21 protein-coding genes are annotated in these 23,521 nt (G+C 69.0%); 7 read left to right on the top strand and 14 right to left on the bottom strand.

The window, feature by feature from the left end:
- Positions 1–44: 44 nt before the first annotated feature.
- On the top strand, positions 45–1,349 hold the full coding sequence (locus GTH22_RS04525) for a CNNM domain-containing protein (RefSeq protein WP_252943552.1): 1,305 nt from the start codon (positions 45–47) through the stop codon (positions 1,347–1,349).
- A 187-nt stretch (positions 1,350–1,536) separates the two neighbouring features.
- On the opposite strand, the gene GTH22_RS04520 is transcribed toward GTH22_RS04525, so the two are convergent.
- Positions 1,537–1,911: a DUF4440 domain-containing protein gene (locus tag GTH22_RS04520; RefSeq protein ID WP_252943551.1), complete on the bottom strand. Its 375-nt coding sequence runs from the start codon at positions 1,909–1,911 to the stop codon at positions 1,537–1,539.
- Between the two features lie 139 nt (positions 1,912–2,050).
- Between GTH22_RS04520 and yghX the strand changes: the two genes are divergently transcribed.
- On the top strand, positions 2,051–2,956 hold the full coding sequence (gene yghX, locus GTH22_RS04515; RefSeq protein ID WP_252943550.1) for a YghX family hydrolase: 906 nt from the start codon (positions 2,051–2,053) through the stop codon (positions 2,954–2,956).
- Between the two features lie 222 nt (positions 2,957–3,178).
- Here yghX and GTH22_RS04510 read toward each other — a convergent pair whose 3' ends face one another.
- Positions 3,179–4,732: a helicase HerA-like domain-containing protein gene (locus GTH22_RS04510; protein WP_252943549.1), complete on the bottom strand. Its 1,554-nt coding sequence runs from the start codon at positions 4,730–4,732 to the stop codon at positions 3,179–3,181.
- Positions 4,733–5,248: 516 nt separating this feature from the next.
- On the opposite strand from GTH22_RS04510, the gene GTH22_RS04505 reads away from it, so the two are divergent.
- Positions 5,249–5,962: an invasion associated locus B family protein gene (locus GTH22_RS04505; protein WP_252943548.1), complete on the top strand. Its 714-nt coding sequence runs from the start codon at positions 5,249–5,251 to the stop codon at positions 5,960–5,962.
- A gap of 56 nt (positions 5,963–6,018) precedes the next feature.
- Here GTH22_RS04505 and GTH22_RS04500 read toward each other — a convergent pair whose 3' ends face one another.
- The 5 genes from GTH22_RS04500 to GTH22_RS04480 form a co-directional block, all read right to left on the bottom strand.
- Positions 6,019–6,462 (bottom strand): NUDIX domain-containing protein, encoded by a 444-nt coding sequence (locus tag GTH22_RS04500; protein WP_252943547.1) that lies wholly within the window; start codon positions 6,460–6,462, stop codon positions 6,019–6,021.
- Positions 6,463–6,635: 173 nt separating this feature from the next.
- Positions 6,636–7,844 carry a beta-ketoacyl synthase gene (locus GTH22_RS04495; RefSeq protein ID WP_252947568.1) on the bottom strand — a complete coding sequence of 403 codons (1,209 nt, stop codon included), beginning with the start codon at positions 7,842–7,844 and terminating at the stop codon, positions 6,636–6,638.
- Positions 7,845–7,887: 43 nt separating this feature from the next.
- Entirely contained in the window at positions 7,888–8,151 is a 264-nt protein-coding gene (locus GTH22_RS04490; RefSeq protein WP_252943546.1) for an acyl carrier protein, read from the bottom strand.
- A 34-nt stretch (positions 8,152–8,185) separates the two neighbouring features.
- Positions 8,186–9,280 (bottom strand): UDP-3-O-(3-hydroxymyristoyl)glucosamine N-acyltransferase, encoded by a 1,095-nt coding sequence (gene lpxD, locus GTH22_RS04485; protein WP_252943545.1) that lies wholly within the window; start codon positions 9,278–9,280, stop codon positions 8,186–8,188.
- 5 nt (positions 9,281–9,285) lie between these two features.
- Entirely contained in the window at positions 9,286–10,956 is a 1,671-nt protein-coding gene (locus GTH22_RS04480) for a murein L,D-transpeptidase (protein ID WP_252943544.1), read from the bottom strand.
- Positions 10,957–11,343: 387 nt separating this feature from the next.
- Between GTH22_RS04480 and GTH22_RS04475 the strand changes: the two genes are divergently transcribed.
- The 4 genes from GTH22_RS04475 to GTH22_RS04460 all read left to right on the top strand — a co-directional run bounded on the left by GTH22_RS04475 (position 11,344) and on the right by GTH22_RS04460 (position 15,725).
- Positions 11,344–11,916 carry a DUF882 domain-containing protein gene (locus tag GTH22_RS04475; RefSeq protein ID WP_252943543.1) on the top strand — a complete coding sequence of 191 codons (573 nt, stop codon included), beginning with the start codon at positions 11,344–11,346 and terminating at the stop codon, positions 11,914–11,916.
- A 143-nt stretch (positions 11,917–12,059) separates the two neighbouring features.
- The gene (locus GTH22_RS04470) at positions 12,060–13,040 is read left to right on the top strand and encodes an MsnO8 family LLM class oxidoreductase (protein ID WP_252947567.1); all 981 of its coding nucleotides are present in this window, start codon (positions 12,060–12,062) and stop codon (positions 13,038–13,040) included.
- 140 nt (positions 13,041–13,180) lie between these two features.
- A complete protein-coding gene (locus tag GTH22_RS04465) occupies positions 13,181–14,215 on the top strand; it encodes a glycosyltransferase family 2 protein (RefSeq protein ID WP_252943542.1) in 1,035 nt (344 codons plus the stop codon).
- Between the two features lie 283 nt (positions 14,216–14,498).
- A complete protein-coding gene (locus GTH22_RS04460; RefSeq protein WP_252943540.1) occupies positions 14,499–15,725 on the top strand; it encodes a glycosyltransferase in 1,227 nt (408 codons plus the stop codon).
- On the opposite strand, the gene GTH22_RS04455 is transcribed toward GTH22_RS04460, so the two are convergent.
- The 7 genes from GTH22_RS04455 to GTH22_RS04425 are packed head-to-tail and all read right to left on the bottom strand — an operon-like array spanning position 15,667 to position 23,361.
- Positions 15,667–17,424, bottom strand: coding sequence for a hypothetical protein (locus GTH22_RS04455; RefSeq protein ID WP_252943538.1), 1,758 nt, complete (start codon positions 17,422–17,424; stop codon positions 15,667–15,669). The genes GTH22_RS04460 and GTH22_RS04455 overlap by 59 nt on opposite strands.
- A 4-nt stretch (positions 17,425–17,428) precedes the next feature.
- Complete coding sequence (locus GTH22_RS04450; protein ID WP_252943536.1) at positions 17,429–17,686, bottom strand: hypothetical protein; 258 nt, start codon at positions 17,684–17,686, stop codon at positions 17,429–17,431.
- A gap of 51 nt (positions 17,687–17,737) precedes the next feature.
- Positions 17,738–19,003: an O-antigen ligase gene (locus GTH22_RS04445; protein ID WP_252943534.1), complete on the bottom strand. Its 1,266-nt coding sequence runs from the start codon at positions 19,001–19,003 to the stop codon at positions 17,738–17,740.
- A complete protein-coding gene (locus tag GTH22_RS04440) occupies positions 19,000–19,560 on the bottom strand; it encodes a serine O-acetyltransferase (RefSeq protein ID WP_252943532.1) in 561 nt (186 codons plus the stop codon). Before GTH22_RS04440 ends, GTH22_RS04445 begins: the two co-directional genes overlap by 4 nt.
- Positions 19,557–20,813, bottom strand: a complete 1,257-nt coding sequence (locus tag GTH22_RS04435; RefSeq protein WP_252943530.1) for a glycosyltransferase — start codon at positions 20,811–20,813, stop codon at positions 19,557–19,559. Before GTH22_RS04435 ends, GTH22_RS04440 begins: the two co-directional genes overlap by 4 nt.
- The gene (locus GTH22_RS04430; protein WP_252943528.1) at positions 20,810–22,165 is read right to left on the bottom strand and encodes an oligosaccharide flippase family protein; all 1,356 of its coding nucleotides are present in this window, start codon (positions 22,163–22,165) and stop codon (positions 20,810–20,812) included. The genes GTH22_RS04435 and GTH22_RS04430 overlap by 4 nt, the downstream gene beginning before the upstream one ends.
- On the bottom strand, positions 22,162–23,361 hold the full coding sequence (locus tag GTH22_RS04425) for a glycosyltransferase family 1 protein (protein WP_252943526.1): 1,200 nt from the start codon (positions 23,359–23,361) through the stop codon (positions 22,162–22,164). Before GTH22_RS04425 ends, GTH22_RS04430 begins: the two co-directional genes overlap by 4 nt.
- Between the last annotated feature and the right edge of the window lie 160 nt (positions 23,362–23,521).

Here is a 23,521-nt window from a genome sequence, read left to right as displayed (position 1 = left end):
CGGCCCCATAACAGTGCAACCATGACCCAACCCCGGCCTCCTCAGTGCTAGACACCGCATTCTGGCTGACCTCCGGCGGCATTTTGCTGCTGCTGGTCTGCTCCGCCTTCTTTTCCGGCTCCGAAACCGCCCTGACCGCCGCCTCGCGCGGCAAGCTCCGCTCGAAGGCCGACCGGGGCGAGCGCGGCGCCGAGGTGGCGCTGGAGGTGACGGAGGACAATGAAAAGCTCATTGGCGCCGTGCTTCTGGGCAACAACCTCGTGAACATCCTCGCGGCCTCGCTGGCGACCGCCCTGTTCACCCGAGTGTTCGGCGATGGCGGGGTGGCGCTGGCGACGCTGGTGATGACGCTGCTGGTGCTGATCTTTGCCGAGGTGCTGCCCAAGACCTATGCGATCACCAATGCCGAGACCGCCGCCGCCCGCGTGGCCCAGCCGATCCGGCTGCTGGTGCGGGTGCTGGCGCCCATCGTCGGGGCGATCCGGGCGCTGGTGCGCCTGCTGCTGCGGCTCTTCGGGGTGCAGACCGACCCGGACGGGCAGATGTTTTCGGTGCATGAGGAAATTGCCGGGGCGCTGGCGCTTGGGCATTCGGAAGGCGTGGTGCACAAGGAAGACCGCGACCGGCTGATGGGCGCGCTCGACCTCGCGGAGCGGACGGTGGAGGAGATCATGCTGCACCGCTCGCAGATCGAGATGATCGACGTGGATGCCAGCCCCGACGAGGTGCTGGCGCAGGCACTCGAAAGCCGCCACACCCGCCTGCCGCTGTTCAAGGACGACAAGGAGAACATCGTTGGCGTGATCCACGCCAAGGACCTGCTGCGCGCCATCCACCGCGCCGCGCTGGCCAGCGGCGGCGCGCCCGAGGCGCTTTCGGTGATCGACGTGATGCAGGTGGCGATGGAGCCCTACTTCGTGCCCGAGACCACCACGCTGGACGACCAGATGCGCCAGTTCCTGCGGCGCAACACGCATTTTGCGCTGGTGGTGGACGAATACGGCACCTTGCAGGGGCTGATCACGCTGGAGGACATTCTCGAGGAGATCGTGGGCGAGATCACCGACGAGTTCGATCTCGACGAGGACCACCCGCTGCGGCGCACCGACATGGGCGACTGGATCGTGGACGGCTCGATGACCATTCGCGACCTGAACCGCGCCAACGACTGGAACCTGCCCGACGAGGAGGCCAACACGGTGGCCGGGCTGGTCATTCACGAGGCGCAGGCGATCCCGACCGTGGGGCAGGTGTTTTCGTTCCACGGGTTCCGCTTCGAGGTGGTGGCGCGTAAGGACAACCGGCTGACCCGGTTGAAGATGCGTCCGCTGGCGATGCTGGCGGAATAGGCGGGGTGTGTCGGGGGGTGGGTTTCACCCACCCTACGCGCTTGGTCGGGTGGTGGGTTTCACCCACCCTACGGCGCAGCGGGGCCGGTTGCCGCGGCCCAGGTGGGGGCGGTCTTCGGGTGATCTTCGATTGCAGGGGTGTGGCGTGAGGCCTGCCGTGCGGGGCGGCTGGCCTCACTCACTGGCCTCAGGCGCCGGCTTCGGCCATGGCGGCAGGGGTTTGCTGGTGGCTCATCAGGCGCCAGCCGTCGCCATCGTCGACATAGGTGGAGGCGCAGAGGGCGGTGTAGAGGGTTTCGCCGTTGCGCTCGGCTTCGGCCTTGTAGGCCAGCACCGCCACAGGGCCCTGCCGGGTGAAGCTGCGGTCGTGGAAGGTGACGGAGCGCCAGGGCTCGCCACCTTCGAGCCCCTTGAGCGAGGCCTCGGCGGAGAGGATGCCTGCCGGGTAGGGAAACACGAAGACCGCATCGTCACGGGTGACGGAGCGGGCGAAATCGGCACCGCTGGTCCACGAGGTTTCTTCGATCTTCCAGAGGTTGGCTTCTGTGCTGTCGGGGGACATGTCGGGCCTCCTTTCCACTGCTCAACGGGCGGGGGGCTGCCGGGGTTCCCGATGACGGGAACGTGAGGCGGTGACGCGCCGGGGCGATGCTAGCCTGCGGCCGGGATGACACGGAACCTCGTGGACAGGGAGACACCTGATGAACAAACCGACCCCAGCGCGCCGGATGACGGCGGCCGATTTTCACCCCAAGCTGCTCGAGATGTACGACGGCTACGTGCATGGCAAGATGACCAAGCGCGACTTTCTCGCCGGTGCCGGCAAATACGTGGCCGCCGGTGTGACGGCCGCCGCCGTGCTGGAGACCTTGCAGCCAAACTACGCGCTGGCCCAGCAGGTGGCGCCCGACGATCCTGAGATCGAGACCGAGGTTGTGGAATACGACAGCCCCGAGGGCCATGGCACCATTCGCGGCCTGATGGCGCGCCCGGCGGGCGTGGAGGGCAAGATCCCGGCGGTGCTGGTGATCCATGAGAACCGGGGGCTGAACCCCTATATCGAGGACGTGGTGCGCCGCGTGGCCAAGGCGGGCTTTCTGGCGCTGGGCCCGGACGGGCTGACCCCGGCGGGCGGCTATCCGGGCAATGACGACGAGGGGCGCGAAATGCAGCGCGGGCTCGACGGGGCCAAGCTGATGAACGACTTCTTCGCCGGGTTCGAGCATCTGATGGGGCATGAGGGCTCCACCGGCAAGGTGGGGGCCGTGGGCTTCTGCTATGGCGGGGGCGTGTGCAATGCGCTGGCGGTGGCCTATCCGGAGATGGGGGCGAGCGTGCCCTTCTATGGCCGCCAGGCGGCGGTGGAAGATGTGCCGAAGATCCAGGCACCGCTGCTGCTGCACTACGGCGAGCTGGACGAGCGGATCAACGCGGGTTGGCCGGAGTACGAGGCGGCGTTGAAGGAGAACGGGAAGGTCTATGAGGGGCATATCTATGCCGGGGCCAACCACGGATTCCACAATGACACCACACCCCGGTATGACGAGGATGCCGCGACGCTGGCCTGGGAGCGGACGGTGGAGTGGTTCAACCGCTATCTGACGTAGAGCGCGGGGCGCGCCGGGCAGCGCCGACCCGCGGGGTGGCGCTGCTGACGCTCGCTCGTGGCACTTTATGGCGCAGCTTGGGTGCTTCCTCGATGGTGAGCACACCCCTCACCAAAGCGCCGCCCCGGGGGGCGGGTCGGCGCTGCCCGGCGCCTTACGGCGCGCATCGGGCGGCGCCACTCTGGAACGGCGCGTCAGGGGCTTGGGGGACATGTCCCGCGCCTACCGCCCCGAAAACAGCGTGCCGAAGATGCCGCGCACCAGCGCCTTGCCGCTGCGGGTGCCGAGCTGGCGGGCGAAGCTCTTGGCGAAGGCCTCGCCCACGCTGTCGGAGCGCGAGGAGCGGGAGCGGGTGGGTTTGGAGGTGGAGCGGGTCACGCCCTTGCCGGAGTAGCGCCGCCCGGCCTTGAACTCGCGTTCGGCCATCGGGGCCTCTTCCTCTTCGGCCTCGGCGGCCTCTGCGGCCCTGGCGGCCTCGGCGGCCCGCTTGGCCAGCATCTCGTAGGCGCTGTCGCGGTCGATGGCGGCGTCATACTTGCCGGCGACGGGAGAGGTGGCGATGAGGGCCTTTCGCTCGGCCTCGGTGATCGGGCCGAGCTGGGAGGAGGGCGGGCGGATCAGGGTGCGCTCGACCACGCCCGGCGCGCCCTTGCGGATGAGGAAGGAGGTCACCGCCTCGCCGGTGCCGACCTCGCGGATCGCGTCTTCGGTCGAGAAGCGGGGGTTGTCGCGGTAGGTTTCGGCGGCCTGTTTCAGCTCGCGGCGGTCCTTGGCGGTGAAGGCGCGCAGGGCGTGCTGCACCCGGTTGCCGAGCTGGCCGAGGATATCCTCGGGCACGTCCGCCGGGTTCTGGGTGCAGAAATACACCCCCACGCCCTTGGAGCGGATCAGGCGGGCCACCTGCTCGACCTTGTCGACCAGCGCCTTGGGGGCGTCATCAAAAAGCAGGTGGGCCTCGTCGAAGAAGAACACCAGCTTGGGCTTGTCGGGGTCGCCCACCTCGGGGAGCATCTCGAAGAGTTCGGAGAGCATCCAGAGCAGGAAGGTGGCGTAGAGCTGGGGCGAGCCCATCAGGCGGTCGGCGGCGAGGATGTTGACGCGGCCCCTGCCCGCCTCGTCGGTGAGAAAGAGATCGTCGAGCGAGAGCGCGGGCTCGCCGAAGAACCGGGTGGCACCCTGGTTGTCGAGCACCAGCAGGCTGCGCTGGATCGCCCCGATGGAGGCGGTGGAGACATTGCCGTAGCGCAGCGACAGCTCGGAGCGGTTTTCGCCGACCCAGACCAGCAGCGCCTGGAGATCCTTGAGGTCGAGCAGCGGCAGGCCCTGTTCGTCGGCCACGCGGAAGGCGATGTTGAGGATGCCCTCCTGCGCCTCGGAGAGATCCAGCAGGCGGGAGAGCAGCAGCGGGCCCATCTCGGCGACGGTGGTGCGCACCGGGTGGCCCTGTTCGCCGTAGAGATCCCAGAAGGTGACGGGAAAGGCGGAATAGGCGTAGTCGGCAAAGCCGATTTTTGCGGCGCGCTCCATGAAGGGGGCGTGCAGCTTGGCCTCGGGGGAGCCGGAGCGGGCGAGGCCGGAGAGATCGCCCTTTACGTCGGCCATGAAGACCGGAACGCCATTGGCCGAGAAGCTCTCTGCGAGGATCTGAAGCGTCACCGTCTTGCCGGTGCCGGTGGCCCCGGCGATCAGCCCGTGGCGGTTGGCATAGTTCAGCAGCAGCTCCTGTGGCGTGGCGTAGTCTTCCCCGCCGCCGCCCACGAAAATCCCCTCGCCCATGAGGCCCTCCAAATAAGTTTCGGGCCCAACATAAAGTATTAACCCTTGTCTGCCAGTATTCATCTTGTTCGGGCCTCTGTCCTCTTGGCCCGGATTGACTTCCTCCCTGTCAGACTGGCCGCGTCACACCTGTGGCGCGGCATTTTTTTTAGCGTGTTCAATTTCTTGGGGGGTGTTCTTTTAGCGGTTGACGGCTGCGGCAAGTTGCCATAGCGTCCCGGCATCAAGTCGGCCAGTCCGGCAGGGAGAACCAAATATAGCGGCTGAAAACAGTCGTCCGGGCCATCAAAACGGACCCGCACAAAAGGGCCTCTCGGGGCCCTTTTTCAGTGCCCGGACGGGTGGCGGATCGGGGGGATCGCGCGCCGTGCCTGCCCGCCTGAGCGAGTTGCCCATCGCCCTGCCCCGCTGCCAGATCACGGCCCCGTCAGTGGTCCCGGATTTCTCCCTGACATCCCCCGCGCCCTGTGCTAGACGGCTCCACGATTTCAAAACCCGAGAAGGTTGTTGAGGACTATGCAGAACCTGACGAAAGCGAGTTTTCTTGCGCTGATGATCGCCGCCACGCCCCTTTGGGCGCAGGAGACGGCCACCGAGGAAACCCCGACCGAAGAGACCACCACCGAACAGGGTGCCACCGAGGCGCCCGCAGGCGAGGCGCCTGCCGCCGAGGAGGCCGAGGCCGCCGGTGAGGGCGCATCCCAGACCCCTTCGCCCGATGACGGGCTCGCCATGGGCACCCCCGAGGGCGAGGAAGAGCAGCCGGCCGGCGGGCTCTTCACCAAGGAGACCCACGGCGACTGGCAGCTGCGCTGCGTGCCCGCCAATGGCGACCAGCCCGAGCAGTGCCAGCTTTACCAGCTTCTGAACGACCAGAACGACAACCCGGTGGCCGAGATGAACCTCTTCGCCCTGCCCCCCGGTGGCCAGGCGATTGCCGGGGCCAACATCGTGACCCCGCTGGAGACGCTGCTGACCGAGCAGATCACGCTTTCGGTCGATGGCTCGCAGGGCAAGCGCTACCCCTACACCTTCTGCACCCAGATCGGCTGCATCTCGCGGATCGGCATGACGGCGGCGGATGTGAACGGCTTCAAGGCCGGCAATGCCGCCACGCTGACGCTGGTGCCCGCCGGGGCGCCCGACCAGAAGGTGCGGCTGAAAGTGTCGCTGACCGGGTTCACCGCCGGGTTCACCGCGCTTCAGGCGGCCCTGCCCGCGGCCAACTGAGCCGGGCCACAGGCCGAAAAGATCAGACGCCGCCCTTCGGGGCGGCGTTTTGCGTTTCAAGCCTCGAGGATGCGCCGGACCACCGGGGCGAAGAGCGGTCGCATGGCCTGCACCAGCCCCGGGGTGAGCGCGGCCCAGCGGTAGGAGAAGATCAGCCCGGCCTCGGCGGGGCTGCCTTCTGCCGCGTGATCCCACGTTTCGGGCAGGCCGGGCGGGGCCTCGAAGGTGAAGAGGTGCCAGAGCTGCGGGGCGGCATAGCCGGGCTCCCAGGGGCGGTGCCATGTGCCGATGGCGCGGGGCGCGGTGAGGGAGAGGCCGGATTCCTCATGCAGCTCGCGGATGGCGGCGGCCTCGGGGGCCTCGCCCGGCTCGAGGGTGCCCTTGGGGAGCTGGTCGCCGGTTTGCGGGTGGCGGAAGATCAGCAGCTCGCGCGCCGTGGCCGGGCCGCGCAGGACGGCGGCGAGGGCCTTGGGGGTGGGCGGGGCGTTGCGCGGGTGCATGGGGGGAGTTTGGCGGGCGTGGCGTGCTTTGCAAGCCTCGGAGTGGGGGGCCAGCCCCCCACGCCCCCCGGAGATATTTGCAGCAAGAAAATGCACAGGGGGCGCGCTTTGTCAGGGGCGCATTTGAATTGAATTTTACGGAGGTAGCGGGGGCGCTGCGGGTTTGGGGGCGGTCAGACCTTTTTCAGCGCCAGCACGGCGTTGAGCCCGCCAAAGGCGAAGGCGTTGGAGAGGACGGTATCGACCTGCGCCTCGCGGGCCTCGTTGGGCACCACGTCGAGCGCGCATTCGGGGTCGGGCTCCTCGTAGCCGATGGTGGGGGCGATGATGCCGTCGCGGAGCGCCATGATGCAGGCGAGAAGCTCGACCGCGCCGGTGCCGCCGATCAGGTGGCCGTGCATCGACTTGGTGGAGGAGATCATCAGCTTGTCGGCGTGGGAGCCGAAGACATCGGCCACCACGGCGCATTCGGTCTTGTCGTTGGCCGCCGTGCCGGTGCCGTGGGCGTTGATGTAGCCGACCTCCTCGGGGTTGATGCCGCCGTCGCGCATGGCGCCGCGCACGGCGCGGGCTGCGCCTTGCTTGGAGGGCATGACGATGTCGGAGGCGTCGGAACTCATGGCGAAGCCTGCGACCTCGGCGATGATCTCGGCACCGCGGGCGCGGGCGTGCTCATACTCCTCGAAGACGAAGACCGCCGCCCCCTCGCCCTGCACCATGCCGTTGCGGCCCAGCGAGAACGGGCGGCAGGCGTCCTTGGACATGACCCGCAGCCCCTCCCAGGCCTTCACCCCGCCGAAGGAGAGCATGGCCTCGGCCCCGCCCGTGACCATGGCGCGCGAGGCGCCGGAGCGGATCATGTGGAAGGCCTGCCCCATGGCGTGGTTGGAGGAGGCGCAGGCGGTGGCGACCGAGTAGCTCGGGCCCTTGAGGTTGTATTCCATCGACACGTGGGAAGTGGCGGCGTTGTTCATCAGCTTGGGGATGACGAAGGGATGCACGCGGTTCTTTCCGTCTTCGTAGACGGTGCGGTAGTTCTCGTCCCAGGTGTTCACCCCGCCGCCGGCGGTGCCGAAGATCGCCCCCGCCTCATCGGCCAGAAGCCCGTGGAACTCGAGCCCGGACTGGGCCATCGCCTCCTTGGCGGCCAGCATGGTGAACTGGGTGAAACGGTCGTAGAGCGCGATCTGCTGGCGGTTGAAATGGGCCTCGGGGTCGAAGTCGCGGACCTGCCCGCCGATCTGCACCGAGAGCCGTTCGACGTCGCGCACGTTGATCGGTGCGATGCCGCATTTGCCCTCGGCCAAGGCTTTGAGGGTTTCGGGCACGCTTTTGCCGAGCGCGTTGATGGTGCCCATGCCGGTGATGACGACACGTTTCATGGATCGGGTCATCGACCTGCCTTTCAGAATTCTGCCAGGCCGGTCAGGCCTGTTCTTTCACCAGCCCCTGAACCGCCTCGACGATGGCCGCGACCGAGGAGATGTCGAAATCGCTCTCGGAGGGCTCGTTGGCGTTGAAGGGAACCTGGATGTCGAAGGCCTCTTCGATGGCAAAGATGCTTTCGACCAGCCCGAGGCTGTCGATGCCGAGGCTTTCGAGGGTGCTGTCCATCTTCACGTCCGAGGGCTCCAGCACCGCCTGCTCGGCGATGATCTGGATGACCTTGTCTTTGACTGCGTCCGACATACCGCCCACCTGTCTGTTACGCTACGTTGCTCATTTATGTGCTCGAGTCCGGTTTGGAAAGCTTCTTTCTCAACTCTGTAACGTCTCTATGAAGCTTGGGAAGGCGGCGTAGGCCCTTGTAGCTTTCGATCGAGGCTTTCATTTCCATCGCCGGATTGCCCAGCATCACCCGGCCCTTCGGCTGGTTGGTGCGCAGCAGGGTGCCAGCGCCGGCGATCACGTCATCGCCGATGTCGAGGTGGTCGGTGACGCCGGCCTGGCCGCCGAGCACCACGCGGTCGCCGAGCCGGGTGGAGCCGGCGATTCCGACCTGGCCGCAGAGCAGGCAGTCGCGCCCGGTGCGGACGTTGTGGCCGACCTGCACGAGGTTGTCGATCTTGGTGCCCGAGCCGATCTCGGTGGCATGGATGGTGCCCTGGTCGATGCAGGAATTTGCGCCGAGTTCGACATCGTCGCCGATGGTGACGCCGCCGAGGGAGTGGATGCGGGCATAGGCCTGTTGGCGGGCCTCGCCGCGCTCGCCCAGCGTGCTGCGCACGGCCTCGACCGCGCCGGCCTCGGGGGTGACGAAGGAAAAGCCGTCGCCGCCGACCACCGCGCCGGGCTGGGCGATGAAGCGGGCGCCGATGGTGACGGAATGGCCGATGCGCACGCCTTCGCGCAGCAGGCAGTCGGGGCCGATGCGCGCGCCCTCGGCAATGGAGACATGGGCGGCGATGCGGGCGTTGGGGCCGATGGAGGCCCCTGCCCCGATCACCGCAAGCGGGCCGATGGCGGCGCCTTCGCCGATCTGGGCGGTGGGGTCGATCACCGCGGAGGGGTGGATGCCGGGGGCGATGCGCGGCCCGGCGTCGAGCATGGCGGTGAGGCCGGCCATGGCGTAGCGCGGGCGGGGTGCGAAGATGACCGCGGTCAGGTTCATTGCCTGCCAGTCCGCGCCTTCCCAAACCATGGCCGCGCGCGCCTGCCCCTCGGAGAGACCGGCGGCGAACTTCGGGTCCATCGCAAGGGCGAGAGCCTCAGGTCCGGCGCGGGCGGGTTCGGCGGCGTGGGTGACGGCAAAGGCACCATCGCCCTCGAAGCGGGCTCCGAGGGCGATGGCGATGTCTTCTATCGTGAGGGTGGTCACGGGGATCAGCTTTCGACCCCGCGCAGCTTCACCCCCATCTCGGCCATGGCGTTCCAGATGCGGGCGTCGCGGCCGTAGATGTCGTCACGGTAGTTCATGTGGCCACGGGCCTGGGTAAAGGCGGTGCGGTAGATCAGGTGAACCGGGATCTGCACGTCGAGCTTGACCATGCTTTCGGCCCCGGTGCGCAGGAGCGACTGGAAGGTGCCCTTGGGGTCGTCGGTCTGGCGCGCCAGCAGGGCGTAGGCGAAGTCGAAGGGGTCGGCCAGCCGGATGCAGCCGTGGGAGAAGGCGCGGACATCGCGGTTGAACAGGCTCTTGGAGGGCGTGTCGTGCAGGTAGATGTTGTACTTGTTCGGGAACATGAACTTGACCAGCCCGAGCGCGTTGCTGCGCGAGGGCGGCTGCTTGATGGCGAAGGGGAAGTTGCGGGCGTTGTAGGCCCGGAAGTTCACCGCGCCGCGCGGCACGACGCGGCCGCGCCGGTCGATCAGCTTGAGGTGGCCGGCGGCGTTGGGGTTGCGCTGGAACAGCGGCAGATATTCCTTGGTGGCGATCGAGCGCGGCACGTTCCAGGTGGGGTTGATCACCATGTGCTCCATGGTGTCGGAAAACTCGGGCGTGCGCTGGTCGGGGACGTTCTTGCCCACCACCGAGCGGGTTTCGAAGGTGACCTTGCCGTTGTCGATGATCTGGGCCTTGAAGCTGGGGATGTTCACCAGCACGTGGCGGGCGCCGCGCGGGCGGTTCAGCCAGCGCTCGCGCTCCATGGCGACGATGACCGACTCCAGCCGCTTGACCGGCGAGACGTTGAGGGCGGCGATGGTGCCCGGCCCGGCGACGCCGTCGGCGCTGAGGCCATGGTCGATCTGGAAGGTCTGCACGGCGCGGGTGATCGCGGCGTCATAGGTCTGCGTGGCCGAGCGGCCGAGGTAGCCCATGGCTATGAGGCGGTTGCGCAGGGCGACCACGGCGGGCCCTTGCTGGCCCGGCTCCAGCGCCTTGACCTGCACCTGCGGCCCCCAGCCGCCCTGGGCGATGCGGTTCTCGAGCTCGAGCTTGCCGCGCATCAGGCGCACATATTCGGGCGTGCGGGGCATGAGGGTGCGGAAATAGGTGATTGGCTCCTGCGAGGCGAAATCGGCCAGCAGCGCCTCGGGGGCGCGGCGGGGGATGTCGCGGACGATGCCGCTGTCGATCCGGCGCGGCTCGGTGGCGCCCGATTGCAGGTCGCGGGAGAATTGCACCAGCATCTGGGCGGCCATGACCTCGACCTTGCCGCGCTCGCGGGTGGAGCCGGCGGCGGCGAAGGCGGCGCGCAGCTCTTCCGGGTCGTAGCGCAGCGAGGGCAGCCCGTGATCGTCGGCCGAGGCGAGCGCGCGCAGCAGGGCGCCGCGGCGCTGGCCGTCGGATTCGCCGGTGAAGAGCGGGGCGTAGTCGCGGTTGCGGTAGAAGGCACCGATGCTCTCGTCGACCGAGGCGGCCTCGGCCACGGCCTGCTTGAAGGCGGAGATCTGGAATTGCGAGGTGACGTCCTGTGCCGCCAGCGGCGGGGCCACGAGGCTGGCGCAGCCGAGGAAAAGCGCCGCAAATCCGGCCCTTGCAAGCCGAGATGGCGCAGGATTGCCCCCTGTGAAGACAGAACTGGCCGGGCTGAACAGGTGGGTAAGAGTCATCTCGTCCTCGGGTAAATCACTTGGTTGAAACAGGATTACCCAAGGTTCCCGGCAGCTTCCATGATTGTCGACTCACTTTTGAGTCAGTTCGGGAGGGCGTGATGCGGGGATGTCGCGGTGCCTGGTAAAATAACTGTTTCAGTTCAGTGTATTGGGGCAAAAATGCGGCGCGGGATCTGTTGCGCCAAAGCCGCGCCGCGGGCTGGTCATTTTCTGGGCGCAATCAACGAGATATTAAGCAAATTCCTGCCTATTGGGTGCTGAATATGCAGCGCGACAGAATTGCGCCTTGGCCGGAGAATCGCTTTGTGGCATAAAAATCTTGCATCTGGGGATGAGATGACAACGCGGTACGTCGAAAAGACGGCCAGGGGCACGGGGACAGGCATGACCACGGAGACAGGATCACCGAAATTCTCGCGGCGCGGGGTACTGGGAGCGTTTGCAGCAACAGCACTGGTTGCAGCCCCAACGTATACCAAGGCCGCCGGGTTCCTTCGAGGCGCAGGAGATATTCGCCGCCTCAAGATGTACAACGGCCGGACCGGCGAAAGCATGGACGCGATCTACTGGATCGAAGGCGACTACATCAAGGACTCGGTCAAGGAAGTGAACTACTTCATGCGGGACTGGCGCCGCGACGAGGTGAAGGCGATCGACATCCGCACCCTCGACATCATCGCCGCCGCCCACAACCTGCTGGATGTGAACGAACCCTACATGCTGCTTTCGGGCTACCGCAGCCCGGCCACCAACGCCATGCTGCGCTCGCGCTCCTCCGGCGTTGCCAAGAACTCGCTGCACCTGAAGGGCCAGGCCGCCGACCTGCGGCTGAAGTCGCGCTCGGTGAACCAGATGGCCAAGGCCGCCGAAGCCTGCCGCGCCGGTGGCGTGGGCCGCTACCACGGCTCCAACTTCGTGCACATGGATTGCGGCGTGGTCCGCAGCTGGGGCGGCTGACGGCGCTTCCCCTCACCATCCGATGAAAACGCGCCTGGGCCTGCCCGGGCGTTTTTCGTTTTGGGGGCCGGGTGCAGGCGGGCGGTTGCCAGCCCGGGGGGCGGCGCTAGATGCGCGGGACCACCACAGAAAGCCCTGACATGATTCCCTATTCCGTGCTCGATCTCTCCCCTGTTCCGCAGGGGGCCACCCAGGCCGAGGCGCTGGCCAATACCGCCGCGCTGGCCCGCCATGCCGAGGCGTTGGGCTACAGGCGCTACTGGATGGCCGAGCATCACAACATGGTCGGCATCGCCAGCGCCGCGACCGCCGTGCTGATCGGCCACGTGGCGGGCGCGACCAGCACGATCCGCGTGGGCGCGGGCGGCATCATGCTGCCCAACCACGCGCCGCTGATGGTGGCCGAGGCCTTCGGCACGCTGGCCACGCTCTATCCCGACCGGATCGACCTTGGCCTTGGCCGCGCGCCCGGCACCGACATGGCCACCGCCCGCGCCCTGCGCCGCGGCCTCTCGGGCGGCGATACCTTTCCGCAGGACGTGGTGGAGCTGATGGGCTTTCTGGGCGAGGCCGAGGAAGGCCAGAGCGTGCGCGCCGTGCCCGGCGCCGGCACCCATGTGCCGATCTGGATGCTCGGCTCATCGCTCTTTGGCGCCCAGCTCGCCGCCCATCTCGGGTTGCCCTATGCCTTTGCCTCGCATTTCGCCCCCGCCGCGCTGGACGACGCGATTGCCACCTACCGCGCCGGCTACCGCCCCTCGGCGGTGAACCCTGAACCGAAATTCATGTTGGCGATCAATGTCTTTGCCGCCGACACTGATGCACAGGGTGAACGGCTGCGCACCTCGATGCAGCAGGCTTTCCTGAACCTGCGCCGTGGCCAGCCGGGCTATCTGCCCGCCCCGGTCGACGACATCACCGCCATCGCCAGCCCCGCCGAGCTGGCCATGGTCGAGCAGGCCCTGAGCGTCAGCGCGGTGGGCAGCAAGGCGACGGTGGGCGCGGCGCTGGAGCGCCTGATTGCCCGCTACGCGCCCGACGAGGTGATCCTGACCGGGCAGATCCACGACCATGCGGCCCGGATGAAGAGCTTTGCCATCGCCGCCGAGGTGCTGGGCGGCTAGCCAGCCCGACAGGGCGATGTTGCGCCCCTGCCCCGGATCACCCCGCGCCGGAGGCCCGGGGCCGACTTCGGTTGGCCCCGCGCTCCGGGCTCGGCTAAACTGCTGATGGAAATGTCCGCAAGACCCGCCGCAACAGGGCCATGGAACAGCAGGAGCAGAGTGAAATGCGCGTGACCTCGATTACCCCGATGAAGAACGAAGGCCCCTATATCCTGGAATGGGTGGCCCACAATCGGGCCATCGGGATCAATGACATGCTGGTTTTCACCAATCATTGCACCGATGGCACCGACCTGATCCTCGAGCGGCTGGACGAGATGGGGCTGGTGCGGCACATGCCCAACCCCTCGATCATGATGCCCGCGCCGCGCCACCACATCGCCCTGACCCGCTACGTGAACGAAATGACCCGCCTGCGCCGCTCGGACTGGGTGACGAACCTCGATGCCGATGAATTCGTGCGGGTCAACACCGGCAAGGGCAGGCTCGAAGACCTGTTCAACGCCGTGCCCGATGCCCATTGCATCACCCTGTCGCTGCATACCTTCGGCTGCGGCTGGGTCGACGAGATTGCGCCGGACGACAAGATGGTGACGGAGACCTTCACCTATCGGGGCGACAGCGAAAGGAGCCGCAACCCGGTGAAGTACATTGCCCGCGGCGATTTTCCTTGGGTGAAGTTCAGCAACAACTCCCCGGCGATCGAAGAGGCCGATCTGGACCGGGTGAACTGGGTCAACGGCAGCGGCACCAGGCTTTCACGCGAGCAGATTGCGGAGCCGTTCAAGGGCATGTTGGCCTCGGAGTCGGGCTTCGATCTGGTGGATGTGGCGCATTACACGATCCGGTCCTACCAGGGTTTCCTGGTCCAGCGCGATCGCGGCTCGGCCAACCCGATGAAGGGCCGGCCGGAAGACGAGCTGGACCTGGAGCAGGCGCTGAAATACTGGCGCCGGTTCAACAAGAACGACGTGAAGGACGAGAGCTTTGCCGCCCTGCCCGGCTTGCGGGACGCGGTGGAGGAGCTGCTGAAGGATGCCGAGCTGCGCAGTCTGCATGAGGCCGCCCTCGCGTGGCACCGGAACCGGGCGCAGGAGCTGTTGCAAAAGCCCGATTACCGCGAGCTTCACGACACCATCCGCGGCCTGCCGGAAGACACCCGCGCGCTCGCCTGACCCTTCCGGCACAGGCCCGGCTACCGCCTTTGCCCCCGCGCGGTTCGCTGCGCGGGCTAAGGGTGCGCGGCGCGGCGTGACACGGCGTGCGGCGCTCCATCCGGTGCGCTGGCACGGCCGGTAGCATTAACCTTTGCCCGCCCCCGTTAACCAAAATTTAACCATTTTTATCAGTGCGTTAACCCTATTTTCCTTTACTCGCAGCCCACCTCTCGCATATCCCTGAAGCCAACGTCAGGGCTGCCTGACCGGCTTGTCGGATCATTGCTGGGGTCTGTTCACCATGAAAACTGCCATCGTCCACTATTGGCTCACCGGGATGCGCGGTGGCGAGAAGGTTCTGGAGGAGCTCTGCCGGCTCCACCCCGAGGCCACCATCGTGACCCATGCCTATGACCCGGAGGCCGTGAGCGACACGATCCGACGCCATGAGGTGCGCGAGACCTTCATTGCGCGCCTGCCCGGCGGGCGGCGCAATCCGCAGCGCTACCTGCCGCTGATGCCGCGCGCGCTGGAAGCGCTGGACATGGAGGAGTTCGACCTCGTGATCTCCTCCGAGGCGGGCCCGGCCAAGGGGGTCGTGACCCGGCCCGATGCGCTGCACCTGTGCTACTGCCATTCGCCGATGCGCTACATCTGGGACCAGTTCCACATCTACCGCGCCGACTCCGGGCTCGCCGCCCGCGCTGCGATGTCTCTCTTTGCCCCGAGGCTGCGGCGCTGGGACATGTCCTGCGCCGCGCGGGTCGATGCGATTGCCGCCAATTCCGCCTATGTCGCCCGCCGGATCTCGAAGGCCTGGGGCCGCAGGGCCGAGGTGATCCACCCGCCGGTGGACTTCGAGGGGTTTGCGCCCGCTCCGGGCACGCAGCCCGAGGATTACTGGCTCTGGGTCGGGGAGCTGGTGAGCTACAAGCGCCCGGAGCTGGCGATCGAGGCCTTCACCCGCTCGGGGCGCAGGCTGATTGTGATCGGCGACGGGGCGCAGCGGCGGAGGCTGGAGGCCAGCGCGGGCGCGAATGTGCAGTTTCTGGGCCGGGTGTCGGCGGAGGTGCTGAAGGACCATTCGGCGCGCTGCCGCGGGCTTGTCTATCCCGGGGTCGAAGACTTCGGGATCACGCCGCTGGAGGTGATGGCGGCCGGGCGCCCGGTGGTGGGATTTGCCCGGGGCGGCCTGTGCGAAACCAATATCGAGGGAGTCACCGGCCAGTTCTTCCGGGAGCAGAGCCCGGAGGCGGTGATTGCCGCCATCGAGCGCGCCGAGGCGTGGTTGCCCGATTTCCGGCCCGAGAAGGCCATGGCCCATGCCGCGGGTTTCGGGGCGAAGCGCTTTTGTGCCGAGTTCAGCGCCTTTGCCGCACGGGCGGAGGCGGCTGTTCAGCTCAAGCCGGTTGCCCGGCAGCCCCGCCCGATCCGGGCGCTGGGGGCTGCCAGGCCGCTGACCATGGCGCTCAGACCCCGGCCGCAGTTTCGAGCCAGGCCGTCAGCGCCGATGTCTCTGCGCCGGTGAGCGCACGGTCGATGACGCCGTAGGCAAAAAGCCGGTCCTCCTGCGGCAGAGTGCGCGCCCCTGCCCCGATGGTCTGCCCGGTATTGATCACCACGCCCGCGGCCGCGCTGGCCCAGAACTCGGTGGCATTGCTGCCGAGGTCCGGCAGGGTGGCGCTGAGGGCGTCATCCGCGAGGTCGTGGCCGAAGTAGGCAAGGCTGCGCTGCCCGGCTTCCGTCACGTCGAAGGCGCCGTTGACCTGCTGGCAAGGCGTTGCCGTGGTGCCGGCCTCGTATTGCGCCCCCTCCAGCCAGAAGAACACCACCGGCGAAGAGCTTCCACCCTCGACCGGGGCGCGGGCCAGCAGTTGCAGCGGCGCGGGCGCGGGCGTGCCCGCCGCAGTCAGCGCGTGGGTCTGCCAGCTGGGGCCGAGCGCGGGAAAGGCGTAGCCGTGGCTGGGGTGGCGCAGGGCCAACACCGGGGCGCTGTCGTCATAGGCGGCGGCGACGATGGAGACCGTGACGCTGGCCGGCGATGCGCCGGGCGTATCTGTCTGGAGGCAGGAAAAGTCGTTGGGATGGCCGAGGTTGCCCCCGTCCAGCCGCCAGAGGTCGGCCGGCAGCCCGTTGGCGCGGGGCTTGATCCGCAACCGGCTGAGGCGGTTGGTGTGGTAGGTCGCATTGGCGATTTCGGAGCGGTGGTAATAGCCGTCGAAGGCCGCCGTGATCTCGCCCCCCTGCACCGCCAGCCCCTCGATCGCATAGCCGCCGATGACGACATATTGCTTGAGCAGGCTGCCGGTGTGCGGGTTGTAGACGCCGATCCGCCCCTCGATATCGTTGTTGCCCGACGAGATCAGCAGCCAGCCGGTGGCGGGGTCGAGCGCCGCGTGGTCGATCATCACACCGGTGTCGAAGCTGGTGATCACCGACCAGTCGTCGGCGCTGTGCAGCGTGATGGTGGAGCCGGGGAACTGTGAGGTCCAGAAGCCGTTGCGCCCGGCGTCATGGGCCAGCGCGTTGGCATCGACGAGGCTGTGCACGTGGCTGTCGCCGCTGCCGTCGGGCGCGACCCGGCGGATGCTGCCCGCCCCGGCATTGGCGCCGGAGCCCGCGTAGTAGATCCAGGTGCCGTCGAAGGCGAGGCCCTGGGGGTTGGCGGCAATGGGGATCTGGGCCGCGACGGCGCCGAGATCGGGGGAAAGGCGGACCAGCGAGGGCGCGGCACCGGGAGCGCCGGGCGAGGCAAGCCCGTAGTTGCCTACCCAGAGATCGCCCTCGGCCCAGGTGAGCCCGGTGCAGGTGAAGCCCCGGGAGGCCTCGGCACCGCTGGCCCCGTCGGGCAGCGGGGTTTCGGCCAGCGCGGGCAGGTGATTGCGCAGCGGCGCCTTGCCCGCCCCGCCGTGCAGGGTGAGCCAGCTGCCCGAATTGTGGCTGTTGTTCAGCAGGTTGCGCCGCCCGCCGGCCGGGGTGCGGCCGAGCGTGGGGCGCTGGCCGGCGCTCGCTTGCAGGGCGTCGTGGCCCTGAAGGGTGCCGTCGCGCACCCGGCCCACCCCCTGCCCCGCCGCCAGCACCGGCTGGGCGCCCGCATCGTCCTGCCAGAGCCCGCCTGCGGCGGCGGCATCGAACCAGGCCCCGAGCGCGCCGCCCTCAAACAGCGCCCCGGGCCAGAACCTCTTGCGCCCGCTGCGGAGCGGACCAACGCCAACGCCGATGTCCATGCGCTCACTCCCAGCCGATCAGGCCGGCGGTGGTGCCGGTGGCCAGCACCCGGTGCGCCCGGAACGGCAGAACCTGCCCGGCGGCGAGATCGTAGCTCACCTCCTGCCCGTTGCGGTCGCGCAGCACCGCGGTGCCCGCGATGTTGCAATAGAGCGCGCGCGGCACCACCGGCAGGTCGGTGCCATCGGAGGGGGTGATGGAAAAATGCACCTCGGCCGGGGTGGTGAGGCTGCGCATGTGGCCTGCGAAATTGTCGGTCATGTTAGCTGATCCTGGGTTGCTGCATTCGGGTGAGTGCTAGCAAGAGCAGGGTCAAGACCGCGTTAGGCCACCGTGCGGTGAGGGCGGACCGGCGCGCGCGGTGACGGGCCGGAGGCGGCGCGGGATCTGGCCGCGGTGGTAGAGCCGGGTCAGGGCGAAGGCGATGACATAGACCACCGGGATGGCGTTGGAGGGCGTGTAGAGGCGGTGTTCGGTCAGCGACATGAGCAGCAGCAGCATGATCAGCAAGCTCCCCAGCCGGCAGATCGGGTCGCTGGAACGGCTGAGCAGCCTGTCGATCCGCGCGAAGGCCAGCAGCACCAGCAGCAGCCCGACGGCGCCCTGCTCGGCCAGCACGTTCAGAAAGCTGTGGTGGGCGTGGGCATCGCTGTGGTTCACCGGGTCGGGCAGGATCATGGCCGGGTCTTCGGGCGGGGCGTGCTCGTCGTCGTAGGCGCCAAAGCCCACGCCGAGGAGCGGCGCGCGCAGCCAGAGGTCGATGGCGCGGGGCCAGAGGATGGCGGAGCGGTTGAAGACGTTGACGCTGTTGCCCCAGAGCAGCGCGCTGCCCTCGTAATTGGCATGGAAGTAGCGCTGCGCCCGGGGCGAATACTCGACCTTGTAGAAGGCATGGGTGGTTTCGTAATGCTTGATGTGGCCTTCCACCGCCGTGGCCAGCGTCAGCCCCAGCAGCCCGAGGAAGACCAGCCAGCGCAGGCGGCGTCCTGTGCCGAGGGCGGCAAAGCATGAGGTGGTGAAGAGGGCGAGGATGCTGCCGCGCGAGCCGGTCAGGAAGACCGCGAGGCAGAGGGAGCAGAACAGGATCAGCCGCCAGCGCCCACGGAAGACATAGAGCGAAATCAATGCGATGGCCGCATAGAACCCGCCTGCCGCGTTATGGGCGAGAAACAGCGCGTTGGCCGAGAGCTTGTTGCTGTCGAAAGGATAGCCCGCCGCGAAGGCCAGCAGCGAGAGCACGGTGAGCAGGCGCAGCAGCATTCGCGCCGAACCGGCCTGCACCATCACGATGCCCGAGACCAGCGCCGCCATGGTCACGAAGAAATTGCCGTCGCGCCGGTAGAAGCTGAAGCTGGCGAAGCTCGCGGGGTCGTAGAGCAGGGTCGAGAGGGTGGTGAGCGCGATCAGCAGGGGCAGCGGCCAGATGTGGGTGAGGATGCTGAGGGCGCGGCGCGAGTTGACGGCGTAGAGCGCGAAGGGCGCGCCGAGCACCGAGATCGGCAGCAGGTTGGTGAAGGAGAACAGCGGCAGCGAGGAGATCAGGAAGCCGAGTGTTCTGCGGATCGGGCGGGCGCTCATCGGCGCGCCTCGCGGGCCGTGGGGGCAAGCGGCGGGGGCGGTGCGGCGGGCCGTCCGGTGAAGGTGGCGTGGGGCGCGACATCTTCGAGCACGAGGCTTGCGGCGCCGATCCGCGCCCCCGCCCCGACCGTCACCGCGCCCAGCACCATGGCCCCGGCATAGAGGCAGGCGCCCGCATCGAGGGTCGGATAGGCCGGGCGGGCCTCGTGGCGCAGCCCGAGGGTGACGTTCTGGTAGAGCGTCACCCCGGCCCCGATTCGAGCCCCCTCGCCCACCACCACCCCGACCGGATGGGGCAACCGCAGGCCGGGGCCGATGCTGGCGTGGAGCGAGATGAAGCAGCCATGGCGCGCCACCCCGTAGCGCCAGAGCAGCGCCGCCAGCAGCCGCCCCGGCGGGCCGTGGCGCTGGAGCCGGCGGGCCATGCGCCAGCAAGTGAGCGCCGCAAAGCCAGGCGATTGCAGCCAGGCGAGCGGCAGGGCGGCAAGGCTGTGGCGCCCGGTGTTGGCCAGCAGGTCGCGGCGCAGGGTGGAGGGGGGCCTGGGGGCGCGGCTCATGGGCGTGCCTGTGCCGCGGCGGCGGCTTGCAGAATGGTTTCGAGCGCGGGGTAGAAGCCGGTCTCTTCTGCCGTGCCCTTGAAGCCGACGAGGCCGGGAAAGGCGGTGGCGAGGCTTTCACGAAAGGCCTCGGGGCCGTTGCGGGCGGCGCGGGCCATGAGCGCGGTGAGGGCTTCGGGGCGGTCGGCCTCGTAGCACCAGCCGAGCCGCTGGTCGCGCACCACCTCGGTTGTGCCGCCGGTGCCTGCGGCAAGGGTGGGCAGCCCGCGCACCGCCGCCTCGATCAGCACCCGGCTCTGCGGCTCGTGCCAGAGCGAGGGCACCACCATGGCATCGGCGCGGCCGAAGACCTCATCGGGCGCGACCTGCCCGAGCCATTCGACCGCGCCCGCCGCGCTGCGCGCTTTCAGCCCTGCGACGTAGCCCGCGCTCCCCTGCCCGCCGATCAGCAGCCGGGGTGCGACCCATGGCGGCAGACGCGCAGGCAGGGCGGCGAAGGCGGCGAGCAGCACCTCGAGCCCCTTTTCCGGCGAGAGCGCCCCGAGGTAGCCGAAGGTGAAGCAGCCGGGCGGCGAATCGGCCCTGCGGGTGGGCACGGTGGGGAGGGCGCGGTTGGTGTTGGTGTTGTGCAGCACATGGGCCTCGGCCTGCGCAAAGACGCCGCTGCCCGCAAAGCGCCGGCGGACGAAATCGCTGACCGCGATGGTGGTGCCCACCGAGCGGGCGGCGCGGCGCTTGCGGGCGGTCAGCACCCGGCACCCCAGGCAGGGCGTGGCGCAGTTTTTGCCGGTGCGGTGCATGCTGGTGCGCGGGCAGAGCAGCGCATAGTCACGCAGATGCTGGCAGACCGGCACGCCGAGTTCCCTAGCCACGCGGTAGAGCGCGGGCTGAAGGGCGGCGGAGTTCTGGGCATAGATCAGGTCGAAGCGCTCGGCGGTGAGAAAGGCCGCAAGCTCGGCGCGGTCGATGGCCCCGAGGCCATTGCGCAGGTGCCAGAGCGCGCGGGCGAGCCGCCCGGCAGGAGCCTTGCCGACCTCGGGCAGGTAGCTGTTGCGATAGCGCAGCCGGTGCAGCCGGTAGGGCCCGCCGCTTGCGCAGGGTCCGGGCGCGGCCCCCGCCTGCCCGGCCCGGCCGAGCGAGAGCACAACCACCTCGTGGCGCTGCGACAGGTTCTCGGCGGTGTGGCGGCTGGAGATTTCGGCGCCGCCTTCCTTCTGCGGGGCGAAGGTTTGGGCCACGAGACAGATCTTCATCGGTGGGCCGCCCCTGCCCGCCCGAGCGCGCGGGCCAGCACCGGGGCGGCGGCGCGCAGGCCGGTCGCCAGCCCGGTGTGGCGGGCCAGCGCGAGGGTATAGGCAATATTGGTGAGCCAGAGCCCCGCCGACCAGGCCAGGGCGGCCCCGAGTGCCCCGGCCCGCGCCGCGGCGAGCGCGATGGCAAGGCAGGTGAGCGCTGCCATCACCGTGCTGATGCGGCTGTAGCTGCGATGGTGGCCGCTCCAGATCAGCGCCGATTGGGCAAGGCCGAAGAGGGCGAAGGAGAGGCTCGCGGAGGTCAGCACGAGGGCCAGCGGCAGCGCCGCGACGTAGCTGGCGCCGAGCAGGCGCAGCCCCGGCAGGGCGAGGAGCGCGGTGCCGGCGGTGCCCAGCAGCGCCCCGGCGGCCATCAGCAGGCTGGCGCGGGCGAGGGTCCGGCGTGCCGCGCCCCTGCCCTGCCCGAAGGCCTGCGCGATCATCGGTGCAGAGGCCTGCGAGGCGGCGGCGATGGGAAAGCGGGCGAGCGCGGCGATGCGCTCGGCGGCCAGCAGCAGGGCGGCGGCACCGGGCTCCAGCATGAGGGCGCCGACCAGCCCGGCGGCGCGGATCAGCACCGCATTGGCGACCTCGCCGGGCCAGAGCCTCAGCCCCGACCGGAGCGGCGCGGGGGCGGGATCGGGGGCGGGTTGCGGGGCGGGCCCGGTCCGGAGGGCGCGGTGCAGGAACAGGGCTTCGAGCGCGAGGGCCAGCAGCAGCGAGGCGAGGAAGAGCAGCAGCGCGGCTTCCAGCGTCATTTCCTGCCCGAACGCCAGCACCAGAGTGCCGCCGCAGACCGGCACCAGCGTTCGGACCAGCGAGAACCCGAGCTGCGACTGCCAGATCCGCCCGACCGCCCGCAGGCAGGTGCGCCCGAGCCCGAGCTGGGCGGAGGCCCCGGCGATCAGCCCGGTCAGCAGGGCGACCGGAAGGCTGTGGGTCGCGTGGGTGGGCAGGCCGAGGGCGCAGGCCGCCAGCAGCCCGGCCAGCAAAAGCGCCGTGGCCGCGCCGATCTGGCGGCGGCTGGCGGCCAATTGGCTGCGGATCTCGCCCGGAGCCCCGCGCGCCCAGGCGCGGGCGGCGGTTTGCAGCAGGATCTGGTCGCGGCCCATGGTGATGACCAGCACCGCCACCAGCGCGACGTTGAGGACATAGAGCGCGGCGGCGAAGGCCTCGGTCGGCAGGGTGCGGGCGAGGAGCACGGTGTAGAGCAGCCAGAGCGCGGTGCCGGCGACCTGCATGGCGAGGATGATGAGCGCGTGGCGGCCCATCTCGTGACCCGGCGGGGGGGCGGCGGGGGGGCGCGGGCTCATCGGGCGACCTCCAGCAGCCGCGCGGCGGCGCGTTCCCAGGTGTAGCGCGCGGCGTGGTCGCGCCCCTTGCGGCCCATGCTCATCCGCAGCGGGCCGTCGGTGGCGATGCGTTGCAGCGCCTCGGACCATTGGGTGGCGTCCTGCGGGTCCAGCAGGGTGGCGGCGGGGCCGCAGATTTCGGGCAGTGCGCCGCCGGTGCTGGCCAGCACGGGGCAGCCGCAGAGCATGGCCTCGAGCGGCGGCAGGCCGAAGCCCTCGGTGAGCGAGGGGAAGGCCAGCGCCATGGCCCCGTGGTAGAGCGCCTTCAGCTCGCCGTCGCTGACATGGCCGAGCACCTTCACCCGCGCGCCGCTTTCGAGCGAGACCCTGCCGTAGATCCGGTTGCCGAGGGCGCCCGCGATCACCAGCAGCGGCGCCTTGCCCGCCCCCTGCTCGGCGGCGCGCAGCAGCAGGTCCAGGTTCTTGTGGGGCGCCGCGCTTCCGACGGCGAGCACGTAGCGGCCCGGCTCGAGCCCGAAGCGCCCGAGGGCGGTGGGGTCGCCGGTGAACTGGCGCATGTGGTCGGCGCCGTTCAGCACCACGCGCAGCTTGCCGCGGGGCACCACGCCGAGCGCCTCGAGCCGGGCGGCGGAATGCGACGAGATCGTTGCCACCCTGCGGGCACGCCGGGCCAGCGCCGGAAGCAGCAGGCGGTAGGCGAGGCGAAACCTGCGCGAGTAGCTCTGCGGCGCGTCCCAGACCTGCGCGTCGTGGATCAGCACCAGCTGGTCGGCCACCGCCAGCGGGCCGGTGGTGCAGAGCGACAGCAGCGTGTCGCCGCCGCGCGCGCGGGGCAGATCGACCTGCTCCCAGAGGTGCCCGCGCCGCCGCCCGAAGGGGTGGAGCGTGAACTTGGCCCGAAACGCGGGCTCCAGCGCCTCGATCCAGCCGGTATCGACCGCCTGCCGCTCGGGGTGGATCAGCCGCAGCCGGGCGATGTCGGGGCGCTCGGAGAGCGCCACCAGCAGCGCCCGCGCCACCCGGTCGACGCCGGAGACGGGTCGGGTGAGGAAGCGGGCGTTCACCGCAAAGCTGCGCCCTGCCCTGCCCTCGCGGCGACGCGGCTGTGTGGCGTGGGTGCGCGACGGACGCTGCCACGGATCGGGCAGATCGGTGCGGAAGAAAGCTTCCGGGGTCAGGTCATGGGGAAGTGGCAAAGGGTCGCCTGCAAAAACATGCCTCATGGACACCCACACGCGACAAGTCGCGGGTGCCCCCCTTCGCAAGCCCATCTAAGCCCGCAAACAGGTGCCGGGTCAACTCACCTCTGAATAAAGGCGGCGTTTTTGCGGGGGTGGCTGCGGAGATGCCGGGCCG

Origin of the sequence: Oceanicola sp. 502str15 (genome assembly GCF_024105635.1) — a bacterium.
GTDB lineage: Bacteria > Pseudomonadota > Alphaproteobacteria > Rhodobacterales > Rhodobacteraceae > Vannielia.
This window is presented reverse-complemented; position numbering and strand designations above follow the sequence as displayed.